General features: G+C 34.5%; 13 protein-coding genes and 1 riboswitch. Of the genes, 12 read left to right on the forward strand and 1 reads right to left on the reverse strand.

The features are described from left to right. The first annotated feature begins 128 nt into the window (after positions 1-128). A riboswitch (SAM riboswitch) is annotated at positions 129-237 on the forward strand. Positions 238-318: 81 nt separating this feature from the next. From HNP35_RS04785 to HNP35_RS04805, 5 genes are all read left to right on the forward strand, one after another. Further along, a complete protein-coding gene (locus HNP35_RS04785; protein WP_246453328.1) occupies positions 319-1,302 on the forward strand; it encodes an alpha/beta fold hydrolase in 984 nt (327 codons plus the stop codon). Position 1,303: 1 nt separating this feature from the next. Further along, on the forward strand, positions 1,304-3,718 hold the full coding sequence (gene thrA / locus HNP35_RS04790) for a bifunctional aspartate kinase/homoserine dehydrogenase I (protein WP_184157958.1): 2,415 nt from the start codon (positions 1,304-1,306) through the stop codon (positions 3,716-3,718). Between the two features lie 172 nt (positions 3,719-3,890). Then, positions 3,891-4,316 carry an OsmC family protein gene (locus HNP35_RS04795; protein WP_095928071.1) on the forward strand — a complete coding sequence of 142 codons (426 nt, stop codon included), beginning with the start codon at positions 3,891-3,893 and terminating at the stop codon, positions 4,314-4,316. 121 nt (positions 4,317-4,437) lie between these two features. Continuing rightward, positions 4,438-5,610 (forward strand): trans-sulfuration enzyme family protein, encoded by a 1,173-nt coding sequence (locus HNP35_RS04800; RefSeq protein WP_184157957.1) that lies wholly within the window; start codon positions 4,438-4,440, stop codon positions 5,608-5,610. Positions 5,611-5,892: 282 nt separating this feature from the next. Then, positions 5,893-6,303, forward strand: a complete 411-nt coding sequence (locus HNP35_RS04805) for an RrF2 family transcriptional regulator (protein WP_109191652.1) — start codon at positions 5,893-5,895, stop codon at positions 6,301-6,303. 89 nt (positions 6,304-6,392) lie between these two features. Here the strand turns inward: HNP35_RS04805 and HNP35_RS04810 are convergent, their stop codons facing one another. Then, positions 6,393-7,175 carry a sulfite exporter TauE/SafE family protein gene (locus HNP35_RS04810; RefSeq protein ID WP_184157956.1) on the reverse strand — a complete coding sequence of 261 codons (783 nt, stop codon included), beginning with the start codon at positions 7,173-7,175 and terminating at the stop codon, positions 6,393-6,395. A 312-nt stretch (positions 7,176-7,487) separates the two neighbouring features. On the opposite strand from HNP35_RS04810, the gene HNP35_RS04815 reads away from it, so the two are divergent. From HNP35_RS04815 to HNP35_RS04845, 7 genes are all read left to right on the forward strand, one after another. Next, complete coding sequence (locus tag HNP35_RS04815) at positions 7,488-8,375, forward strand: sulfite exporter TauE/SafE family protein (RefSeq protein WP_184157955.1); 888 nt, start codon at positions 7,488-7,490, stop codon at positions 8,373-8,375. Between the two features lie 26 nt (positions 8,376-8,401). Next, on the forward strand, positions 8,402-9,112 hold the full coding sequence (locus tag HNP35_RS04820; protein WP_184157954.1) for a phosphoadenylyl-sulfate reductase: 711 nt from the start codon (positions 8,402-8,404) through the stop codon (positions 9,110-9,112). Positions 9,113-9,264: 152 nt separating this feature from the next. Beyond that, positions 9,265-10,164, forward strand: a complete 900-nt coding sequence (gene cysD / locus HNP35_RS04825) for a sulfate adenylyltransferase subunit CysD (RefSeq protein WP_008466601.1) — start codon at positions 9,265-9,267, stop codon at positions 10,162-10,164. 116 nt (positions 10,165-10,280) lie between these two features. After that, positions 10,281-11,525, forward strand: a complete 1,245-nt coding sequence (locus tag HNP35_RS04830; protein WP_184157953.1) for a sulfate adenylyltransferase subunit 1 — start codon at positions 10,281-10,283, stop codon at positions 11,523-11,525. A 116-nt stretch (positions 11,526-11,641) separates the two neighbouring features. After that, the gene (locus HNP35_RS04835; protein WP_184157952.1) at positions 11,642-13,732 is read left to right on the forward strand and encodes a HEPN domain-containing protein; all 2,091 of its coding nucleotides are present in this window, start codon (positions 11,642-11,644) and stop codon (positions 13,730-13,732) included. Next, positions 13,725-14,534, forward strand: a complete 810-nt coding sequence (gene cobA, locus HNP35_RS04840) for a uroporphyrinogen-III C-methyltransferase (protein ID WP_184157951.1) — start codon at positions 13,725-13,727, stop codon at positions 14,532-14,534. Before HNP35_RS04835 ends, cobA begins: the two co-directional genes overlap by 8 nt. Positions 14,535-14,663: 129 nt before the next feature. Continuing rightward, the gene (locus tag HNP35_RS04845) at positions 14,664-15,245 is read left to right on the forward strand and encodes a precorrin-2 dehydrogenase/sirohydrochlorin ferrochelatase family protein (RefSeq protein WP_184157950.1); all 582 of its coding nucleotides are present in this window, start codon (positions 14,664-14,666) and stop codon (positions 15,243-15,245) included. Positions 15,246-15,335: the final 90 nt, after the last annotated feature.

Raw genomic sequence — 15,335 nt, forward strand, 5'->3', positions numbered from 1 at the left:
AATTTTTTGCGTATAATAGTTTTTGCTGAGAGATGTTCAGAAAATTTAACAAACTGTTTTAGAATAAATTTGTTTGTTTAAGAAATTAGTAGTTAATTTGCACTCGTTAAGTTCAAACACGTATTGAAATGTTATAAAGAAAGGACGAGGGATTAGACCCGATGAATCCTTAGCAACCCTTCGGTAAAACGAAGAAGGTGCTACATTCTACCACGCCTAAACGTGGAAAGATAACAACAAGATTTTTTTTCTAGTTTACTCTAGTTTTTTCTTTCTAATATTTCCATATACAAATCAGATAATACAACAGATTTGAAATTGGAAAATATACCAAACCCTATTATAATTCAAGAATTCATCACAGAAAGTGGTGCATCTTATCATTCTATACCCTTACATTTTACATTGGCAGGCCAACCCTTGCACAGTGCGCCAATCGTTTTGGTTAATCACGCCTTAACAGGGAACTCCCAAGTTACTGGAGAAAATGGCTGGTGGAATGACTTAATTGGCGAAGGTAAAACTATAGATACTTCTGTTTATACTATTTTAGCTTTTGATGTTCCAGGAAATGGAACAAATTCTTTTTTAATCGAAAATTATCTTGATTTTACAGCTAGAGATATTGCAAAAATCTTTATCGAAGGTGTAAAAGCTTTGCAAATTGAAAAACTTTTTGCGATTATCGGAGGTTCAGTGGGAGGCGGAATTGCTTGGGAAATCTTAGCTTTAGCGCCAAACATTACAGAAAACCTTATTCCGATTGCGAGCGATTGGAAATCTACCGACTGGCTTATCGCTAATTGTTTTCTGCAAGAACAAATCCTGAATAATTCTTCAAAACCAATCGAAGATGCCAGAATCCACGCCATGCTTTGTTATCGTTCGCCAGAATCTTTCAAAGAGAAATTCCAAAGAACAATCAATCAGGAGCTACTGATTTTTAATATTGAAAGTTGGCTCGCGCATCACGGAAAGAAACTACAGAAAAGATTTCAGTTGTCTTCTTATAAATTAATGAATCAGTTGCTTAAAACAATTGATATTACGAGAAATAGTGAAAGTTTTGAAAACTTGTTATCTCAAACAAAAGCTTCAATTCATATCGTAGGAATTAATTCAGACTTATTTTTTACGGCCAAAGAAAATGTCGAAACCTACGAAGAATTAAAGAAATTTAAAGACAATGTTTTCTATAGCGAAATTGATTCGGTTCACGGACATGACGCTTTTTTAATCGAGTACAAACAATTAGATCATTTACTTGCCGATATTTTTAAGGCAGAAACAATAAAGAAATAAAATGAAAGTATTAAAATTTGGAGGTAAATCGTTAGCAAACGGAGAAGGACTTAACAAAGTTGTTTCTATCATTTCTGATAAAGTAAATCAAGGTGAAAAAATTGCCGTTGTAGTTTCTGCGCGCGGAAATGCTACTGACGAATTAGAATTTATCTTAAGCATTGCTGCTAAAAACGGCAGTTACAAAGAATTATTAGAAAACTTCAAAAAATATCAAATATCAGATTATCCTCAAGTTGATTTGTCTGAAGAATTTAATGTCTTAGATAAACTTTTCGAAGGCGTAAGTTTAATTGGCGACTACAGCAAAAAAATCAAAGATCAGATTTTGTCTAAAGGAGAATTGCTTTCAGCTAAATTATTGACGGCTATTTTAGTAGAAAAAGGAATTCCTGCCAATTTTGTAGATACGAGAGATTTATTGAAAACCGATTCTAAATTTGGCGATGCACAGCCATTAGAGCAGCTTTCTAAGAAAAATGTAGTAAATTATTTTAAAGAACATAACGGCGAAACGGTTAATATAGTTACAGGCTTCATTGGTTCCAACAACAACAACGACACAACTACTTTAGGTAGAAATGGCAGTAACTATACCGCTTCGTTAATCGCAAATTATTTAAATGCTGAAGAATTACAAAACTTCACGCACGTTGACGGAATTTACACAGCAAACCCAGATTTAGTTGCCGATGCTAAGAAAATTGAATATTTATCTTTCAATGAAGCAAACGAGCTAGCTAATTTTGGAGCAACGATTTTGCATGCCAAAACGATTATTCCTTTATTGGAAAAAAATATTCCGCTTCGTATTTTAAATACGTTCAACCACGAAAACCGCGGAACTTTAATTACTTCAGATTCTTCTAAAGAAGGAATTAAAACACTTTCTGTTTTAGAAAATGTATCTCTTGTAAACCTTGAAGGACGCGGATTGCTTGGAAAAGCGGGAGTTGATGCTCGAATTTTCAAAGTAATGGGAGATCATAATATCAGTGTGAGTATCATTTCTCAAGGTTCTTCAGAAAGAGGAATTGGACTTGTTGTGGCAACTGATAAAGCAACAACTGCGGTTGTAGAATTAGAAAAAGAATTCGAAAATGACTTTTATTCTAAAGATGTAAATCAGATTACTGTAACAGATAATGTATCTGTAATTTCGATTATCGGACAAGATTTAAGTACTTTCCATAAGCCTTACACGGCTTTAATCAAAAATAAAATTGTTCCGATTTTATTCAACAACACTGTAACGGGGAAAAACGTGAGTTTGGTTGTTAAAAAAGAGGAATTAAACAAAGCGCTGAACGTAATTCACGGAGAAATCTTTGGAGTTTCTAAGAAAATCAACATTGCGATTTTCGGTCACGGATTAGTGGGAGGAACTTTAATTAATCAGATTTTGGAATCGGCTTCAGCAATTGAAAAACGTAAAGACATTAAGCTGAATGTTTTCGCTATAGCGAATTCTAAAAAACTGCTTTTAAACAAATATGGTGTTAATGGTAATTGGAAAAGCGAAATTGAAACCAAAGGTGAAGCTTATACTATAAAAGATATTATTGCTTACGCGAATGAACATCATTTAGAAAACTTAATTGCAATTGATAATACAGCAAGTGCGGCTTTCGTTGAGAATTATATTCCGTTAGTAGAAAGCAGTTTCGATTTGATTTCTTCGAATAAAGTGGCTAATACGTTAAGCTATGGTTTTTACAAAGAATTGAGAAAAGCTTTAGCAGAAAACCAAAAGAATTATTTATACGAAACTAATGTTGGTGCAGGTTTACCGTTAATTGATACGATTAAATTATTGCACCTTTCGGGAGAAAATATCACAAAAATTAAAGGAGTTTTCTCTGGAACATTAAGTTATTTATTCAATAATTTCTCTGCGAAAGATGCGCCTTTCAGCGAAATTTTGCAAGAAGCAATTGATAACGGATATACAGAACCAGATCCGCGTGAGGATTTATGCGGAAATGACGTGGGAAGAAAATTATTGATTTTAGCGAGAGAATTAGATTTGCAAAATGAGTTTGAGGAAATTTCAATTCAAAACCTAATTCCGGAACATTTAAGAGAAGGAAATGTTTCAGATTTCTTGACGAAATTAAAAGAATTCGATCCAATTTATGCTAAAATAAAAGCAGATCAACAGCCAAATCACGTGTTGAGATACATTGGTGAATTGTCTGGAGATTTGCAGAATGACAAAGGAAATCTTGAAGTAAAATTAGTTTCAGTTCCAAAAGAAACTGCATTAGGTGGCTTAAAAGGTTCTGATTCTTTCTTCGAAATTTACACAGAATCTTACGGAGATCGTCCAATCGTTATTCAGGGAGCTGGTGCAGGTTCTGCGGTAACGGCAAGAGGAGTTTTTGGAGATATTTTGAGATTGTCAGATAAAGGGTAATTGATTTTAGATTGCAGATTTATAAGCCCAGTTTGTCATTTCGACGAAGGAGAAATCTTCGCAAGTAGCTCGACAAAGATTGACGAAATTCATTATGGCATTTCTAGTGCGATTTCTCGTTCCTCGAAATGACAAAATTGAGAAGAATAAAAAACAAAAAAATAACAACACAATGAAAGTAAGTTTAAACAGAGTAAATGATGCATTTCATTTCAAAGTAAAAAATGAACGCGGACATGTAGTTGACGTTGACAGCAGAGCCGAATTTGGCGGAAGCGATTTAGGTGCAAGTCCAATGGAATTAGTTTTAATGGGAGTTGCAGGATGCAGCGCTATCGATATGATTTCGATCTTAAAAAAACAGCGTCAGGAAATTACTTCTTTTAACGCTGAGGTTGAAGGAACACGCGTTCAGATTGAAGAGGCAAAACCTTTTAAAGAAATCGATGTGGTTTTCTATTTAGAAGGAGAAATCAATCCAGAAAAAGCAAAAAAAGCGGCACAACTTTCTTTCGAGAAATACTGTTCAGTTGCCAAAACAGTTGAGCCAACAGCTACGATTAAATACAAAGTTGTCCTGAATAACGAAGCTTTGTAAATTAGATAATTAGTCAATTAGAGGAATTAGATAATTTCTTTAGACAGTTTGAACTTTAGGTTTTGTAATAACTTGAAACATTAAACCTGAAACTTCAAACAAAAAACAAAAAAACAACACAATGAATACAGAAGAATTTGGTTTTGAAACACAAGCCATTAGAACACATTTAGAAAAGACACAATTTCAGGAACATTCAACACCTTTGTACTTATCTTCAAGTTTTATATTTGAGGATGCAGAGGATATGAGAGCTTCATTTACAGAAGAAAAAGTTCGTAATATTTACTCTCGTTTCAGCAATCCAAATACAACAGAATTTGTAGATAAAGTTTGCGCAATGGAAGGCGCTGAAGCTGGTTATGCTTTCGCAACAGGTATGGCTGCAATCTACTCAACGTTTGCGGCATTGTTAGATTCAGGCGATCACATCGTTTCGGCAGGAAGTGTTTTTGGATCAACTCATGCGTTGTTTATGACCTACTTTCCAAAATGGAATATTGAAACAACTTATTTTGATATCAATAAACCAGAAACAATAGAAAGTTTCATTAAGCCAAATACTAAAATTCTTTACGCAGAAACACCAACAAATCCAGGTGTAGATGTAATTGATTTAGAATTGTTAGGGCAAATTGCAAAAAAACACAATCTGATTTTAATAATTGACAACTGTTTTGCGACACCTTATATTCAGCAGCCTATAAAATATGGAGCACATATTGTGGTGCATTCAGCAACAAAATTAATAGATGGACAAGGTCGTGTTTTAGGTGGAGTTGCTGTTGGAGAAGCAGAATTGATTCGTAAAATTTATTTGTTTTCAAGAAATACAGGACCAGCGATGTCTCCGTTTAATGCTTGGGTTTTGTCAAAAAGTTTAGAAACTTTAGCTGTTCGTGTAGATAAACATTGCGAAAATGCTTTGAAAGTAGCAGAGTTTTTAGAAAGCCACCCGAATGTAGAAAGTGTGAAATATCCATTCTTGAAATCACACCCAAAATATGAAATCGCTAAAAAACAAATGCGTTTAGGCGGTAACATTATTGCAATCGAAATTAAAGGTGGTCTTGAAGCAGGAAGAAAATTTTTAGATAAAATTAAATTATGTTCTCTTTCGGCAAATATCGGTGATGTAAAAACAATTGTAACCCATCCAGCTTCAACAACGCACAGTAAGTTATCTGAAGAAGATCAGTTAGCAGTTGGAATCACGCAAGGTTTGGTTCGTGTTTCTGTTGGACTAGAAACTGTAGAAGATGTAATCGCAGATTTGAAACAAGCGCTTTCTTAATTTTAGATTGCAGATTTTAGACTTTAGATTTTATTTTCAATTTCTATATAAAGACGATTTTTGATAGTGAGATTTACTATTAAAAATCGTCTTTTTTGATTCTTGGGTTATTATAAAAAGTCTACTTTTGTATGATTAGAAAAGAACAAAAGAAGTAATTTGATAGAATTAGTAGAATTTAACTTTATTCTGTTGTGATAGTTCAAACAAAAAGCATATTTTTGTTGTTTAATAATTTACGGCATTCAAATAACTCCTGAAGCTGTAATCTAAAACATAAAGATGCTTTCAAAAAAGACAAAATACGGAATCAAAGCTTTGACTTATTTAGCTAGACGCGAAAATAATGAACCAGTACAGATTGCCGAAATTGCGAAAAGTGAACACATTTCGATAAAATTTTTAGAAAGTATTTTGCTGCTCTTAAGAAATTCTGGATTTCTTGGCGCAAAAAAAGGAAAAGGTGGCGGTTACTACTTGATAAAAGATCCGAAAGATATCAGTATGGCAAAAGTCTACCGTATTCTGGAAGGGCCAATTGCATTATTACCATGCGCCAGTCATAATTTCTACGAAAGATGTGATGATTGTGATGACGAAGCGACGTGTGCGGCTCGCCGATTAATGACCGAAGTTAGAGATAACACACTTAAAATATTAGAAAGTAATTCTTTGGCAGATATTGCTTTTTAATTTTTCACCATATAAGTAATATAAGTTCATTTAAATAGCTGTCGATAGAGTCTAAATTGAACTTATATTACTTATATGGTTTAAATTATTTAAAATATCAATTTATATCCAGCAAGGAAAAGCATTACTGCTATAGCATTTCTAAGAAATTGATCTGGAACTTTTCCGCTCAACATACTTCCCATGTAGATTCCAGGAAGTGATCCCATTAACAATTGCCCCAATAAACCGACATCTAAATTTCCCATAGAAGCATGTCCAATTCCTGCGACCAATGTTAGAGGTACAGCGTGTGCAATTTCAGTTCCAACCAAACGAGGAGTTGGTAATAATGGATAAAGGAAAAATAAAGTTACAGTTCCTAAAGCTCCAGCTCCGATTGAAGTCAATGTTACGGTAGCTCCCAATAAAACTCCAATTCCAATAGTCAATGCATTTTGAGTTGTGCTTTCACTGTGAAATTTATCGCCAGCGTGTTTTTGAGAGAATTTTAAAATTCTTTGTTTGAATATAATCGCGACTGAAGTAAATAATAATGCCCATCCTAAACTGTACTTGATTACGCCGTTTATGGTTTCAATATCGGTTTTGATACTGTTTAAAATCCATAAAGTTATTAAAGAAGCAGGAACACTGCCAAGAGTAAGCCAGCCTGTGATTTTCCAGTTGATGTTTCCTTTTTTGTTGTGTACAAATACACCCCCGGCTTTGGTAAATGCGGCGTATAATAAATCGGTTCCTACTGCGGTTGTTGGCGGAATGTTGAAGTATAATAAAATTGGAGTCATTAAAGAACCGCCGCCAACTCCGGTTAGTCCCACAATAAAACCAACAACTAATCCTGCTATTACAAGACCTATTTGAAAATCCATAAAAAATAATTTGGGGCTAAAATACAACAATTTTATAATAATCCTATCGATTTTATAGAGATTAGAAAATGTATTTAAAAAACAAACATTTTTAGCGTTTAAATTGTTGCAATTACTTGTAAAACGGTATTATTTGTGAAATTATACTGCATAATTCTTAAAACTCTCTTTTAGAATGTAATAAAAGGTTAATTGAGGGCTTAAAAAAATAATAATATTGCTTTGTAATTTAGAAATAAGTAGTATTTTTGCAAAGTAATCTACTAACCCGATAGGGTAATAGGTTTTCAAAACAAATTAAAACTTGTTAATATGGAAAAAGAACTGAAAATAAATAATGCAGATGCTTTCAAAGAAAAGCTGTGGATTGGAATTCCTGTTGTTTTACTAGTAGGTTTATTATCTGTTTTAATATACAATCATCACGCTGAATTTTCCTGGGACGGATTTGTAGCAGGATTCAATCAGGAATTTTTAGTGTTTTTTGCCATTGGAGTTTTCGCTCAGTTGGTCGATGGAACTTTAGGAATGGGTTATGGAGCAACTTCAACATCGTTTTTATTGGCTTATGGAGTTCCGCCAGTTGTGAGTAGTACAGCAGTTCACGTTTCAGAAATGTTTACAACGGGAGCATCGGCACTTTCTCATCATCGTTTTGGAAACATCAATAAAAAACTGGTAAAGCATTTGTTGATTCCAGGAGTTTTAGGTTCTATTACAGGAGCTTATCTTTTATCAGATGTAATTGATGGAGATATAATCAAGCCGTTTATTGCTGTTTATATGATTGTTTTAGCGATTATCATTATTAGAAAAGCATTAAAAAAGAATATTGTAAAAAAGAAAACAAAAAGATTAAGCGCTTTGGCTGTTTTTGGCGGATTTATGGATTCTGTTGGAGGCGGAGGCTGGGGGCCAATCGTAACTTCTACTTTATTAGGAAGAGGAAGAAATCCAAGATATACCATTGGATCGGTGAATGCAGCTGAGTTTGCGATTTCATTTGCGAGCGGAATTACATTTATGCTTTTTGGAGGAATCCACGGATGGCAGGTTATTATCGGTTTGATTTTAGGAGGCGTAATTGCTGCGCCAATAGGAGCATTTCTAGTAAATAAAATCAAGAGAAAACCAATGATGGTTGCAGTTGGAATTCTAATTATATTATTGAGTTTAAAAACATTATCTAAATTATTGTAAAAGATAATTTTAGAAAGGAAGAGATTATGAGTGCGAGTATTGTACAAGAATTATTAGAGAAAACTGCAGCTCTTTCGCTTGACGAAACCTTAGTTTTTTTAGCAAAAGAATTTCCGGGAAAAGTAATTTTTTCGACTTCTTTTGGACAGGAAGATCAGGTAATTACTGATTTTATAGCAAAAAGTAACACAGATATTAGCGTTTTCACTTTAGATACGGGAAGATTATTTCAGGAAACGTATGATGTTTTTCATAAGACATTAAAAAAATACAAAAGACCAATCGAGGTTTATTTTCCAGAAGCAGCATCAGTAGAAAAATTGTTGCAGGAAAAAGGGCCAAACAGCTTTTACGATTCAGTTGAAAATAGAAAAGAATGCTGTTTTATTCGAAAAGTGGTTCCGTTAAGAAAAGCTTTAGCAGGAAATTCAGTTTGGATTACAGGTTTAAGAGCAGAACAATCAGAAAACAGACAAGATTTAAGTCTGTTTGAATACGATGGAGGTTTCGAAATTATCAAATTCAATCCGTTATTAAAATGGACTTTAGAAGAAGTTGAAACGTATTTGTCAGAAAACAATGTTCCGCAGAATGCTTTACACAAACAAGGTTTCGTAAGTATTGGATGTGCACCTTGTACCAGAGCGATTTTTCCAGGAGAAGATATCAGAGCCGGAAGATGGTGGTGGGAATCGAGTCATAAAGAGTGTGGTTTGCATAGCGCTAAGAAAGAGTAGTAGAAGAAAGAGGCAAGAGGCAAGATTTTTTTTGAGAATAGAAAATAGATTATAGAATAAAGAGTGGAGATTTTTAGATCAGGCAACTTGAAACTTTAAACATGAAACCTGAAACAAAAATTTTCCACAACAAAATATCAAACAAAAAAACAATGAGTTCAGTATTAAAAACAAACGCTTTAGAGAGTGAAGCGATATACATTTTCAGAGAAGTAATTTCACAGTTTGACAAACCGGTTTTACTTTTCTCAGGAGGAAAAGATTCTATTACATTGGTGCGTTTGGCGCAAAAAGCATTTTTCCCTGCTAAGATTCCATTTCCTCTTTTGCACGTTGATACAGGACACAATTTCCCTGAAACGATTGCTTTCAGAGATAAATTGGTAGAAGAATTAGGTTTAGAGTTGATCGTTCGTAATGTTCAGGATGCTATTGATGAAGGGAAAGTAGTTGAAGAAACTGGAAAATATTCTAGTAGAAACAGTTTACAAACAACAACACTTTTAGATGCAATTGAAGAATTTAAGTTTGATGCTTGTATTGGTGGTGCGCGTCGTGATGAAGAAAAAGCAAGAGCGAAAGAACGTATTTTCTCTGTTCGTGATGATTTCGGACAATGGGACGAAAAAAATCAGAGACCTGAGTTGTTTGATATTTTAAATGGAAAAATTGAAAATGGACAAAACGTTCGTGTTTTCCCAATTTCAAACTGGACAGAATTAGATGTTTGGAGTTATATCGAAAAAGAAAAAATCGAGATTCCGTCAATCTATTTCTCACATAAAAGAAAAGTTTTTTTGAGAGACGGTTTAATCTGGTCGCATTCTCCTTTTGTGTACCAAGAAGAAGACGAACAAATCGAAGAAAGAATTGTTCGCTTCAGAACCGTTGGAGATATGAGTTGTACAGCAGCTGTTGAATCTTACGCAGCAACAATCGAAGAAGTAGTTGGCGAAATCAGATCATCAACAATTTCTGAAAGAGGAGCCAGAATCGATGACAAACGTTCTGAAGCTGCGATGGAGAAAAGAAAACAACAGGGATATTTTTAATTTTTGGTAAGAAGTTAAAAGTTAGAAGTAAGAAGAATCAAAAAAACAAAAACATACAGATTTAAGTTTCGAGAGAACATGAAACCCGAAACTTTAAACCTGAAACAATATATAAGATGGACGTTTTAAAAATAGCAACAGCAGGAAGTGTAGATGACGGAAAAAGTACTTTGATCGGGAGATTATTGTACGATACAAAATCGTTGACAACTGATAAAATAGAAGCAATCGAAAAAAGCAGTAAACAAAAAGGATACGATTATCTTGATTTTTCTTTGGCAACTGACGGATTAGTAGCAGAAAGAGAGCAAGGAATCACGATCGATGTTGCGCATATTTATTTTTCGACTGCAAAGAAAAGTTACATTATTGCCGATACTCCAGGTCACGTAGAATATACAAGAAACATGGTTACAGGAGCTTCGACTTCTCAGGTTTCTATCATTTTGATTGATGCTAGAAAAGGAGTTATCGAGCAAACATACCGTCACTTTTTTATCAATAATTTATTGAGAGTAAAAGAAGTAATCGTTGCCATCAACAAAATGGACTTAGTAGATTACTCAGAAGAAGTTTTCAATAAAATCAAAGCTGATTTTGAGGCTTTAAATGCAAAAAGTACTTTCAAAGAACAAAACGTAAGCTATATTCCGTTAAGTGCAATCAATGGTGGAAACGTGGTTGACAAATCGGAAAATATGCCTTGGTACGAAGGACAAACTGTTTTAGAACATTTAGAAGGATTGCATTCTCATGATGTTTACGAAGCAGGAAAAGCACGTTTCCCAGTTCAGACGGTTATTCGTCCAAAAACAGAAGAATACCACGATTTCAGAGGATACGCAGGAAAATTATACGGAAATTCAATTAAAGTTGGAGATGCTGTAACGGTTCTTCCTTCTTTAACAGAATCAACAGTTACAAAAATTCACTTTTTCGATAAAACATTTGACGAAGCTACAGCAGGTTCTTCAATCACAATCGAATTAGAAAATGATATCAATGTAACGAGAGGTGATATGATTGTAAAATCAAGCGAACTTCCAAAAATTGAAAAAGACATCACAACTACAGTTTGCTGGATGGACAGTAAAAAACTGGTTGCGGGAACTAAATATTTGGTACAACACAATACCAACAGAGTTTTAGCAAAAGTAGAAAGTATTAAAAATACAATTGCTACAGATTACTCAGGAACGACAGAAGCTTCACAATTAGCAATCAACGAAATTGGAGAAGTGACAATCAAATTAAGCAAACCGTTATATTTTGATTCATACAACGAAAACAAATCAAACGGAGCTTTCATCTTAATTGATACAGCAACAAACACAACAGCAGGAGTAGGATTCATTAGATAGTTTCACTGCTGTAAGCTTTAAGCTATAGGCTTTAAGCTTTTTGCAAAAATGTATAACAAGCTACGCAAGAAAGCCTAAAGCTTATTGCTTAACGCCTAAAGCATTAAAAAAACAAAATGGAAAGTTTTAGAACAGAAATAGAAAATCCGGTAGTTCAGAAGGAGATTATCGAATTAGAAAAAAAGATTCACTTATTCCGTGGAGGAAAAATTGATGATGAGCGTTTTCGTAGTCTTCGTCTAGCGCGTGGAATCTACGGTCAGCGTCAGGAAGGCGTTCAGATGATTCGTATCAAATTGCCTTACGGTAAAGTAACCAGCGAGCAATTAGTGCGTATCACACAAGTTTCAGACAAATATTCTACAGGACGTTTACACATTACAACGCGTCAGGATATTCAGATTCACTACGTAAGCTTAGACAGAACTCCTGAGCTTTGGGCAGATTTGGCTAAAGATGATATTACACTTCGTGAAGCTTGTGGAAACACCGTTAGAAATATTACAGGAAGCGAATTGGCTGGAGTTGACGTAAACGAACCATTTGATGTTTCGCCTTATGCACACGGACTTTTTCAATATTTGTTAAGAAACCCAATCTGTCAGGAAATGGGGCGTAAATTCAAAATTTCGTTCTCATCTTCAGACGAAGATACGGCTTTGAGTTATTTGCATGATTTAGGATTTATTCCGAAAATTAAAGACGGACAAAAAGGTTTCAAAATCATGTTTGGTGGAGGTTTAGGATCTCAGCCAGCGCATGCGGAATTACTTTCGGAGTTTGTTCCTGTAAACGAAATCATTCCAACAGCAGAAGGAATCATTCGTATTTTTGACAGATACGGAGAACGTGCTAAAAGAATGAAAGCGCGTATGAAATTCTTAATCAAAGAAATGGGGAAAGATGCTTTCCTTGATTTGGTTGAAAAAGAGAAAAAAGCAATCGCTTTTCAAACATACGAAATTGATACAACCGCTTTCGACGGGCCAATTACAGAACCGTTATTAGAAGTTCCGCAAGTTACAATCGATGATACAGAATCGTATGAAGCGTGGAGAAAATCGAATGTAATCAAACAGAAACAAGACGGTTATTATGCTATTGGAATCAAAGTTTTATTAGGAGATTTTTATACGGATAAAGCTAGATTATTAGCCGATTTAATTAAAAATTACGGAGCAAATGAATTGCGTTTTTCATTGCGTCAAAATATTGTAATACGAAACATAAAAGAAGAGAATCTTCCTTTCTTTTATCAAGAATTAGCCAAATTGGATTTTGTTCAATTAGGATATAATTCAGTTGGAGATATTACGGCATGTCCTGGTACAGATACTTGCAACTTGGGGATTGCAAGCAGTACAGGTATTGCCGAAGAATTAGAAAGAGTTTTAAGTGCAGAATATCCACAGTATTTAAACAACCGCGAAATCGAAATTAAAATTTCAGGTTGTATGAATGCGTGCGGGCAACATAATATGTCTGCAATTGGATTCCAAGGAATGTCTATTAACTCAGGAAAACTAGTGGCTCCGGCTTTGCAAGTTTTATTGGGTGGAGGAAGATTAGGAAACGGAGCAGGACGTTTTGCTGATAAAGTAATTAAGATTCCAAGCCGTAGAGGGCCAGATGCTTTGCGTACGATCTTAAATGATTTTGATGCGAATGCAAACGGAGAAAAATTCCTAAACTATTACGATCTAAAAGGAGAGAAATATTTCTACGAAATCTTAAAACCTTTTGCAGATGTAACCAATTTAACAGAAGCTGATTTTGTGGATTGGGGTAATGCAGACAATTACGTAAAAGCAGTTGGAGTTGGAGAATGCGCCGGAGTGGTGATCGATTTAGTAGCGACATTATTGTTTGAAGCTAAAGAGAAATTGATTTTGGCTCAGGAATCTTTCGACGAGAAAAAATGGTCAGATGCCATTTACCATGCTTACGCAGGATTTGTAAACGGTGCAAAAGCATTGTTATTGGCAGAAAACCAAAAAACAAACCACCACGCAGGAATCGTTGATTTGTTTGATACTGTTTTCATCGAAACAAGTAAAATCGAATTGAATTCAACTTTTAAAGATTTGGTTTACCAAATCAATAGAAATGAACCATCTGAAGCTTTCGCTAAAGATTACATTGCTCAGGCAGTAGTTTTCTTTGATAAAATCGAAACTTTCAGAGCACAGGAATTAGCAAATGCATAATATAAAACCCAAAATAACTTTAGTCGGTGCAGGTCCGGGCGATCCCGATTTACTGACGCTAAAAGCTGTAAAAGCATTGGCTGAAGCAAATGTGGTTTTATACGACGCTTTAGCCAACGAAGAAATTCTGGATTATGCGCCTAAAAATGCGATTAGAATTTTTGTTGGAAAAAGAATCGGAAATCATGCTTACACGCAGGATCAAATCAATCAGCTGATTGTAGATAATGCACTGACATACGGAAACGTAGTGAGATTAAAAGGCGGAGATCCATTTATTTTCGGAAGAGGCGGAGAAGAAATTGATTTTGCAGAAAGTTTCGGAATAGAAACCATTGTAGTTCCGGGAATTTCATCAGTAGTTGCAGTTCCGGCAAGTCAGGGAATTTCGATTACAAAACGTGGAGTTTCAGAAAGTTTTTGGGTAATCACGGGAACAACTTCCGACAGGAAATTATCTTCTGATGTAGCTCTTGCAGCGCAATCATCTGCAACCGTTGTAATTTTGATGGGAATGCATAAACTGCCTCAAATTATCGATTTGTTTCAGAAAGAAGATAAAGGAAATTTACCCGTTGCAACCATCCAAAACGGAACAACAGCAGAAGAAAAAGTAGGCGTTGGAACTGTGGATTCGATTTTAGAAGTTGTAAAACAAAAAGAACTAGGTTCTCCGGCAATTATTGTTTTAGGCGAAGTGGTTCGCGAAAGCAACAAATTAAAAGGATTTTACGAAGAATTTTGTCAAAAGAAAGAGCTTGATAAAATGTTCCGTCAGAACCAATTTGTTGACAAAAAATAATCGATAGAATTAAAATATTCCGTTAGGAATAAGTGGTTGGTAGAAAAAGAGTGTTCCCAATAAAAATGTTCCGTTAGGAACATCTGATTGGTAAATCATCTAATTTTGTTTAGATGAAAATAAATTAAAATGGAACAAAACGAATTATATCCAATATTTCTAAAGCTTCACAATCTAAATGTTCTGATTGTAGGTGGAGGGAATGTAGGTCTGGAAAAGCTTTCTTTCTTGCTCAAGTCAAGTCCGAATGCAAATGTTGAGGTAGTGGCAAAAGAATTTCATTTAGAAATAAAAGTTCTGGCCGAAAAGCATCCTTCGATAACATTAACAAGATCGAAGTTCAAAAAGAAAATGCTCAAAAAGCGTCACATGGTAATTGCCTGTACAGACGATTTGAAAGTAAATAAAAAGGTTTACGATTTAGCAAGAAAGCGTTATCTGATTTGCAACATAGCCGATACACCAGATTTATGTGATTATTATTTGGGCGGAATCGTAACAAAAGGAAATGTAAAAATTGCCATTTCAACAAACGGAAAATCGCCAACAACGGCAAAGAGATTGCGTGAGTTTTTTGAAGAAGTAATTCCAGAAGATATCAATCAAATGGTTGAGAACCTGAATGAATACCGAAAAACCTTAAAAGGCAATTTTGAAGAAAAGGTTAAAAGAATGAATGAGATTACCTCTTCATTAAAAAATAAAGAGTAAAAAAGTTTCGTAAAAGAAATAAATGACAAAAATCATTGAAAGTACAAGGATTTATTCGTTTCTTTGCGTTATTAAGAATGATTATAAACA

The organism is Flavobacterium notoginsengisoli (genome assembly GCF_014207905.1).
GTDB lineage: Bacteria > Bacteroidota > Bacteroidia > Flavobacteriales > Flavobacteriaceae > Flavobacterium > Flavobacterium notoginsengisoli_A.